Source organism: Halogeometricum sp. CBA1124 (assembly GCF_009741955.1).
GTDB lineage: Archaea > Halobacteriota > Halobacteria > Halobacteriales > Haloferacaceae > Halogeometricum > Halogeometricum rufum.
Window position 1 is genome coordinate 1 of the sequence record NZ_WPCD01000181.1, and the last position, 7,352, is coordinate 7,352.

A 7,352-nucleotide genomic window follows, 5' to 3' on the forward strand; every position below is an offset into this window, starting at 1 on the left:
GTTCGTCGGGTCGACGCCGTTCGCGCCCGCGGTCGGTGCCAACGCCATCTCCGTCATGCGTGCGGGGTTCGTCGTCGGCCTCCTCGGCTTCGCCGGCGCGTTCCTGCAGGGGGCGAACGTCACGCAGGCCGTCGGCAACGAACTCGTCGTCGGCAACGTGTTGACGGCGACGGCAGCCACCGTCGCCCTCATCGTCGCCGCCGGCCTCGTCGCCCTCGGCGTCTTCGCGGGCTACCCCATCGCCACCGCGTTCACCGTCACCGGGGCCGTCGTCGGCGTCGGACTCGCCAACGGCGGCCTGCCCGCGTGGGCGAAGTACCAACAGATCGTGTCGCTGTGGGTGCTCACGCCGTTCGTCGGCGGCGGCACGGCGTACGCGACGGCGCGCCTCCTCCGCAGCGACCGGGTGCCCGAACGCGTCGCCGTCCCCCTCCTCGGCGGCGTCGTCGGCGTCATCGTCGCCAACGTCGACTTCGCCGTCCTCGGCACCGCCGACGCCGCCGCCGGGTCCATCGCCGAGTTCGTCGTCCGGTCGCTCCCGTCGGCCGAACTGGTCGGCCCCGGCCTCGGTCGCGTGCTCGCCACCGCGGCGCTCGCCTCCTCGCCGTCGGGGCCGTCGGGCAGTCGATGTACCGCGGACGAGGCGCGGGGACAGCGCCGGTTCCTCCTCGTCCTCGGCGGCCTCGTCGCGTTCTCGGCGGGCGGGAGTCAGGTCGGCCTCGCCATCGGGCCGCTGGTCCCGCTGTTGGACGCCGTGACCATCCCGCTACCCGCTCTCCTCGCCGGCGGCGGCCTCGGTCTGCTCGTCGGGTCGTGGACGGGCGCGCCGCGGATGATAAAGGCGCTCGCGCAGGACTACTCGTCGCTCGGGCCGCGGCGGTCCATCGCGGCGATGATTCCCTCGTTCGCCATCGCGCAGACGGCCGTGGCGCTCGGCATCCCCGTCTCGTTCAACGAGATAATCGTCAGCGCCATCGTCGGCAGCGGATACGCCGCGGGCGGTGCGGGCGTCAGTCGAGAGAAGATGGTGAAGACGGTCCTCGCGTGGGCCGGGTCGCTCGCACTCGCGTTCGTCGTCTCCTACGGCGGCTTCCGTGCCGTGTCGTTCGTGCTCGGCGTCTGAGGCCGTTCGCGTCCCACCCGCGGAGGGCGGGGACCGGGCGGAAGGACACGCCGCGTCTACTCGGGCTCTATCTCGGCTTCGGTCTCCGTCTCCGCCTCGTACGTCTCGTCGACGGTGATGCGCGCCTTCATGATGCGCGTGTTGTCCACCTGCTCGATGCGGATGGTGACGCCCTCGTACGCTATCTCTTCGCCCTCTTCGACGAGGCGGCCGGCGCGGTTGAAGATGAACCCGGCCAGCGTCTCGAACTCCTCGCCCTCGGGCAGGTCGAGTTCCAGCACCTCGTTCACCTCGTCGATGTTGACCTCGCCGCGGACGAGCGTCTCGCGGTCGTTGACGAACTCGAACGCCTCCTCCTCGTCGTCTTCGAGGATGTCGCCGACGATCTCCTCGACCATGTCTTCGAGCGTGATGAGGCCCTCGGTGGTCCCGAACTCGTCGATGACGATGACCATCTGGAGGCGGTTGTCCTGTATCTCCGCCAGCAGTTCGTCCACGTTCTTCGACTCGGGGACGTGCAGCGTCGGCTGGACGATGTCGGCCAGTTTGCTGTCGCCCTCGCCGTAGTACTTCGCGCGGACCAGGTCCCGGAGGTTGACGATGCCGATGATGTTGTCGAGGTTGCCCTCGTACACCGGGACGCGTTCGTGGTCCGACTGGACGCACGTCTCGATGGCCTCGTCCACGGGGGCGTCCTTGGGGACGGCGGTCACGTCCAGACGCGGCGTCATCACCTCCTTGGCGATTGTCTTGTTGAACCGGAAGATGCGGTCGAGCATCTCCCGTTCCTCTTCCTCGATGACGCCCTCGCGTTCGCCCGTCTCGATGAGGTCCTGAATCTCGTCGCGCGTGATGTACGACGTCTCGATGGCCGACCGGCCGCCGGTCACCTTGTTGATGACGCGCGTCAGGTAGTCGAAGAAGACGACTAACGGGAGCAGCAGATACTCGGAGTACTTCAGCGGGCGACCGATGCGGAGCGCCCACGACTCCGTGTTCTCGACGGCGTACGACTTCGGCGCGCTCTCGCCGAACAGGAGGACGAGGGTGGTGATGCCGAACGTCGAGATGAGCACCGCCAGCCCGGGGTCGTAGTAGATACCGACCAGCGCCGTGGCGATGGAGGACATCGCGATGTTGACGATGTTGTTGCCGACGAGGATGGTGACGAGCAGTCGGTGGGGGTCGGATTTGAGCTCGCTCACCACCTCCGCGCCGGGCACGCCGCGTTCGACCATCGAGTCGACGCGATGTTTCGCCAGCGAGAACATCGCTATCTCCGACGAAGAGAAGAACGCCGACAGTCCGATGAGGACGGCGATGGCGACGACGCCGGCGAGGGTGATGTTGGTGTCGTTGATGGGAAGCGCCTGGAGCGCCCCGGTCACGAACGTGGTCACGTCACGCGCGGCGTCGACTGTCTGAGTGGTCACTGCTCCATCGGCGGTCCCGGGAGGGCGATTCTGAGCAGCGATAGATGGTACGAGCGACGACAAACCCATGTAAATACGTCCAATTGTCCGGCCCCGGAATTAAGAGTTACCCTACCGGGTCCGAACTGACTCGTGGTTTTTTCGCGTTTCGGCCGCTGGCGGCGGGCGATTCCGGGGGCGAAGCGCTTAGGGACGGCACGGACGTACCGGAGCGCATGGCGGGCGACAATCCGGCGATTACGCTGTATCGACTCCAGGCGTGCCCCTACTGCGAGCGCGTCGTTCGCGTCCTGCAGGAACTGGACCTCCCCTACGAGTCGCGGTTCGTCGAACCGATGCACTCGGACCGCGACGTCGTCAAGCGCATCTCGGGCAAGCGCACCGTCCCGGCCATCGTCGACGACGAGACGGGCGTCACGATGTCCGAGTCGGCCAACATCGTGGACTACCTGCAGCGCACCTACGGCGAGGGCGTCGACGAGGGAGGTGCGGCCTGATGGTCGACTTCGAAGTCGTCGACCTGCCGGCGTCGGACCACCCCGCGGTGGGCGACACCGCGCCGGACTTCACGCGCCCCCTCGTCGACGAGGAGTACTGGGAGGACGTGGCGCTCTCGGACCTCACCGACGAGGGGCCGGTGCTGCTCCTGTTCCACCCGATGGACGGTGCGTTCCCCGCGACGTACCTCTGGAACGCGGTCCGCGACCACGGCCTGCCAGAGCAGATTCAGGTCGTCGGCGTCTCCATCTCCTCGCCGTACGAGCACAAGACGCTCCTCGCGGAACGCGACGTGGACGCGCGCCTCTACTCGGACCCCGGTGCGGGCGTCGCCGAGGCGTACGACATCGAGAACCCCCTCGACGGGATGACCGGCGTCACCGAACACCGGCCGGCCGTCTTCCTCGTCGACGGCGACCGGACGGTGCAGTACGCGTGGGTCGCACAGGAGTGGCCCGAGTTCCCCGACTACGACGACGTCGCGGACGCCGTCGCCGAACACGCGTAGTCGCCCGCGCGCCCTCGCACCGGCCGTCGACAGGCGCGCGGAGTCGGCGCTTCGGCACCCTCTTAGGCTCGCACCACCATCCTCCGACGAGCGATGCCGGACCTCGACGAAGCCATCGACGCCGCCGCCGCGGCCATCCGCGCGGGCGAGACAGTCGTCTATCCGACCGAGACGGTCTACGGTCTCGGCGCCGACGCGACGGACGCCGACGCGGTCGAACGCGTGTTCGAACTGAAGGGTCGCCCCCGCGAGAAACCGCTCTCCGTCGGCGTGCCCGACGTGACCACCGCGCGGGAGTACGTCCGACTCACCGACCTCGAAGCACGGTTCGCGGCGCGGTTCCTCCCCGGCCCCGTCACCGTCGTCGTCGAACGCGGCCCCGACCTCCCGGACGTCCTCACCGCGGGCCGTGACCGCGTCGGCCTCCGCGTCCCCGACTACGAGGTGACGCTCGACTTCTACCGCCGCGCCGACCGGCCGGTGACCGCGACGAGTGCGAACCGGAGCGGTGCCCCGAGCGTGACGCACCCGGATCACCTGGACGCGACGCTCCGGGCGGCCGTCGGCGCCGTCCTCGACGCCGGCGAGGCGCCGGGCGGCGTCGAGAGTACGGTCGTGGACCCGGAACGGAACGTGATTCACCGCCGCGGCGCGATGGCCGACGCCATCGAGTCGTGGTTGACGGACCGCGTCGGCGCGGCACCGACTGTCGAAGACTGATCGCGCGCCCGCGTCGCGTCCGCGTCACAGTCCCAGCAGCGTCTTCAGCGACCGCGTCTTCGTCCCGCAGGACTCGCGGTACTCGCAGGCGGCGCACTTCGCGGAGTCGCGCACGCGCGGCGGGACGCCGTCCATCTGCCGGACGGTCCACAGCGTCCGCCGGTAGGCGCCCGCGTTCCGGGTCGTCAGCCGGACCGTCCGGACGACGCCGTGGGCGGGGTACTCGACCAGCGCGCGCGGAATCTCGCGTTCTCGCTCCCACGCCACCGCCTTGGCGACGGCGACGGCCCGGACGCGCTGCGGTTCCCACACGCCGCGGTCCGGCGGCGACCCCGGCGAGACCACCGTCGGCGTCGGCGGGTCCCCGGCCAGAATCTTGTGCGCGGTCCCGTGGCAGTCGCGGCCGCGCAGGAACACGTCGCGTCGCGAGGGGTCCGCCAACTCCGCCCAGTCGTCCCGCGCGGTGAGGCGTTCGAGGTTCGCGCGGTACGTCGTCGGCCCGACGGCGAGGGGGAGGCCGGCGAGTTCCTCGTCGGCGGCCGTCCGCAACTCGTCGTAGCGGAACGCCAGTTCGCGGACCGCTTCGACCTCCGGCGGCGGTTCGTGGTCGTCGCGTCGCTTCGCGTAGTGGAGTTGACGCGGACAGTACGCCGCCCGCCCGAGATGCGAGAAGGGAGTCGAGGGTCGTGACACGGGGGCGCTGGCCGCCGCTTCGCACTTGAACGTTCGCGGCGGTCGGTCACCGGTCGGGTGGCCCGTGGGCCGGTCGTCGGTCGAGGCTCGTCGGTTCGGCCTACAGGTCGAAGCCGGGTTCGTAGGCGAGCAGTTTCGTCATCGCGTCCTTGGTCGACCCCTCGCGGACGCCCAGTTCCTCGTCGGAGACGTTCGCCAGCCGTTCGACGACGTGACGCTTCTCGGGCACCTGCGAGGGGTGTTCGCGGACGAAGTGGACGAGGGCGACGTGCGCGTACTCCCACACCTCCTCGTCGTCGTCTTCGAGGCGTCCGGGAGCGTCGTCACCGTCCGGGGGAACTGCTGCGGTTCGGCCCCGAGCAGTTTCCCGGCGGTCATCGTACCGGCGAGTCTGACCGATGGGTCGTCGTCTCGCATCGCGGCCATCACCTGTCTGTCGGCCTGTGCGACGGCGTCGGGGAACGCCTCGCCGACTTCGCCGACGACGGCGAGTGCCGCCCGGCGCGTCGGGGCGTGCGGCGTCTCCAGTCGACGCATCGCGGCGTCGAGCCCCGCCTTCGCCACGCCGGGGCGCACCGCAGACAACTGGGCGAGCGCTCGGAGGCCGACGAACGCAAGACGGTCCCGGTCGGCGGACGCGAACGCCACCACGTCGTCCACCCACACCTCGAACTCGACGGGTCGCAGCAGTCCGAGGAGGTCGAGCGCCTCCTCGGCCGCCGTGCGCGCGTCCTCGTCGCACTCGCGGCTGATGGCCAACAGGTCCCCGATGGCGTCGCCCGCGGTAATCGGGTCCGTGAGCGCCGTCTCGACGACTCGGTCGACGAACTCCGTCGGTTCGACGGACTCCTCGTCTCGGCGACGATGCCGACGGGTTCCTCGGACGCGCCGGTTCCGGTCGCAGACTCCTCGGCTTGCTGCTGTTCGGACCGCTCCCCGCTCTGGTCGCCGACGGTTTCGAGTCCGGAGTCGTCCCCGGAGGGTGGTTCTCGTGACACGTGTGAGCCTCGGCTACTGTTGGCGTATCTACAACCCAAATAGTTATAGTTAATCCAGTAATTCCCGATTCTGAGAACCACGTGACCGCAGCGGCGCACGCGCGTCAGACGTTCGTCAGACGAATCGGGTCGTTCGGGCGTATCGTCCCTCGAACGAGTTACCGAGAGGGGAGCAGATTTACGTTCCGACTCCCTAGCGCTCGCCGTGGATTCTCCGTTCGAGATTCTCGGGGTCGAACCGGACGCGGACGACGCGGAGGTGGACCGCGCCTACAGGCGCCGGGTCATCGAAGTCCACCCCGACCAGGGCGGGTCGGCCGCCGAGTTCAACCGCGTTCGGACGGCGTACGAGCAGATAAAAGCGGGCTACTCGCCCGAGTCCACCAACGGCGAAGTCGCAGCGAACGCGCCGGAGTCGACGCGCGTCGCCGAGGACGCCGACTCGAACCCGAGGCGGACGAAGAGGACGAGGAGGAGGGGTCGCGGGTCGAGTATCTGAACTACGAAGTGCTGGACGACCACGGCTGGGACCTCGGCGACGAAGACCTGTTCGAGAAGGCCGCCGAGGCCGACCTCGCACACGAGGACTTCGGCGTGTTCCTCGCGCACCCGAACGAGACGCTCCTCGAAGCCGCCGAGAACCGCGGCTTCGCGTGGCCATACGCCTGTCGCGGCGGGGCGTGCGCCAACTGCGCCGTCGCCGTCGTCGAGGGCGAGATGGACACGCCCGGTGACCACATCCTCCCCTCGACGATGCTCGACCAGGACATCCGCCTGTCCTGCATGGGCGGTCCCGTCTCGGACGACATCAAGGTCATCTTCAACGTCAAGCACCTGCCCGGACTCGACGAACTCCGCCTGCCGCCGTACCCGTTCGAGCAGGCGCACATGAACGACTGAGACCGGTCGACGCCGCAGTCATTCTTTTCGACTCGTCGGGAAGCGGCAGCGCCGCCGCTCTCGGGTCGTGGCGTCGAAAGAAAGGTGAAGTTCGAAGGGCCGGCGTGAGCCGGTGGTTCAGACGTTAGTCGCGGCGGACGGCGAGGAGCGCGGCGGCGAGGAGTGCCGTCACGGCGACGACGACACCGAAGCCGGGCGTGCCGGTTTCGGTGCCCGTGTCGGTACCGGGCGCGTTCGGTGTCCGTACCGGGCGCTCGGTTTCGGTGTCCGTCATCTCCGTCTCAGTCATCTCCGTCTCCGTCATCTCCGTCTCCGTCATGTTCGTCTCCGTCTCGACGCTCTCCACGACGTTCCCGTCGAACGTCTCGGAGTCAGCAGCGCCGCCACGGACTGTCAGCTCGAACGTGTCGCCGACTTCCTGCTCGCTGAAGTCGAATGTACTGGAGAACGGTCTGGTTCTCCGTGACGTAGACGGTCGC

Annotated in this window: 8 protein-coding genes and 1 pseudogene; 5 read left to right on the forward strand and 4 right to left on the reverse strand. The window is 68.9% G+C overall.

All coding sequences use genetic code 11. The features are described from left to right. Window positions 1–1,123, forward strand: a 1,123-nt coding sequence (locus GJ632_RS17095) for an inorganic phosphate transporter (protein ID WP_191453582.1), incomplete at its 5' end; no start/stop codon positions are given. Between the two features lie 56 nt (window positions 1,124–1,179). Here the strand turns inward: GJ632_RS17095 and GJ632_RS17100 are convergent. Then, a complete protein-coding gene (locus GJ632_RS17100; protein WP_245778456.1) occupies window positions 1,180–2,523 on the reverse strand; it encodes a hemolysin family protein in 1,344 nt (447 codons plus the stop codon). A 248-nt stretch (window positions 2,524–2,771) separates the two neighbouring features. Here GJ632_RS17100 and GJ632_RS17105 point away from each other — a divergent pair, with 248 nt between their 5' ends. The 3 genes from GJ632_RS17105 (at window position 2,772) to GJ632_RS17115 (ending at window position 4,282) form a co-directional block, all read left to right on the forward strand. Then, complete coding sequence (locus GJ632_RS17105; protein WP_089804110.1) at window positions 2,772–3,053, forward strand: glutathione S-transferase N-terminal domain-containing protein; 282 nt, start codon at window positions 2,772–2,774, stop codon at window positions 3,051–3,053. Continuing rightward, window positions 3,053–3,562 (forward strand): redoxin domain-containing protein, encoded by a 510-nt coding sequence (locus tag GJ632_RS17110; protein WP_191453583.1) that lies wholly within the window; start codon window positions 3,053–3,055, stop codon window positions 3,560–3,562. The genes GJ632_RS17105 and GJ632_RS17110 overlap by 1 nt, the downstream gene beginning before the upstream one ends. Window positions 3,563–3,655: 93 nt before the next feature. Continuing rightward, entirely contained in the window at window positions 3,656–4,282 is a 627-nt protein-coding gene (locus GJ632_RS17115; RefSeq protein ID WP_191453584.1) for an L-threonylcarbamoyladenylate synthase, read from the forward strand. 24 nt (window positions 4,283–4,306) lie between these two features. Here GJ632_RS17115 and GJ632_RS17120 read toward each other — a convergent pair whose 3' ends face one another. Together GJ632_RS17120 and GJ632_RS17125 are read right to left on the reverse strand one after the other, a co-directional pair. Further along, entirely contained in the window at window positions 4,307–4,975 is a 669-nt protein-coding gene (locus GJ632_RS17120; RefSeq protein WP_343161231.1) for a hypothetical protein, read from the reverse strand. 138 nt (window positions 4,976–5,113) lie between these two features. After that, on the reverse strand, window positions 5,114–5,734 hold the full coding sequence (locus tag GJ632_RS17125; RefSeq protein WP_231751637.1) for a hypothetical protein: 621 nt from the start codon (window positions 5,732–5,734) through the stop codon (window positions 5,114–5,116). Between the two features lie 444 nt (window positions 5,735–6,178). Between GJ632_RS17125 and fer the strand changes: the two are divergent. After that, a pseudogene (gene fer / locus GJ632_RS26055) lies at window positions 6,179–6,873 on the forward strand (ferredoxin Fer). Between the two features lie 124 nt (window positions 6,874–6,997). On the opposite strand, the gene GJ632_RS17135 reads toward fer, so the two are convergent. Then, the coding region (locus GJ632_RS17135) for a PGF-CTERM sorting domain-containing protein (RefSeq protein ID WP_191453585.1) at window positions 6,998–7,352 on the reverse strand (355 nt) is incomplete at its 5' end.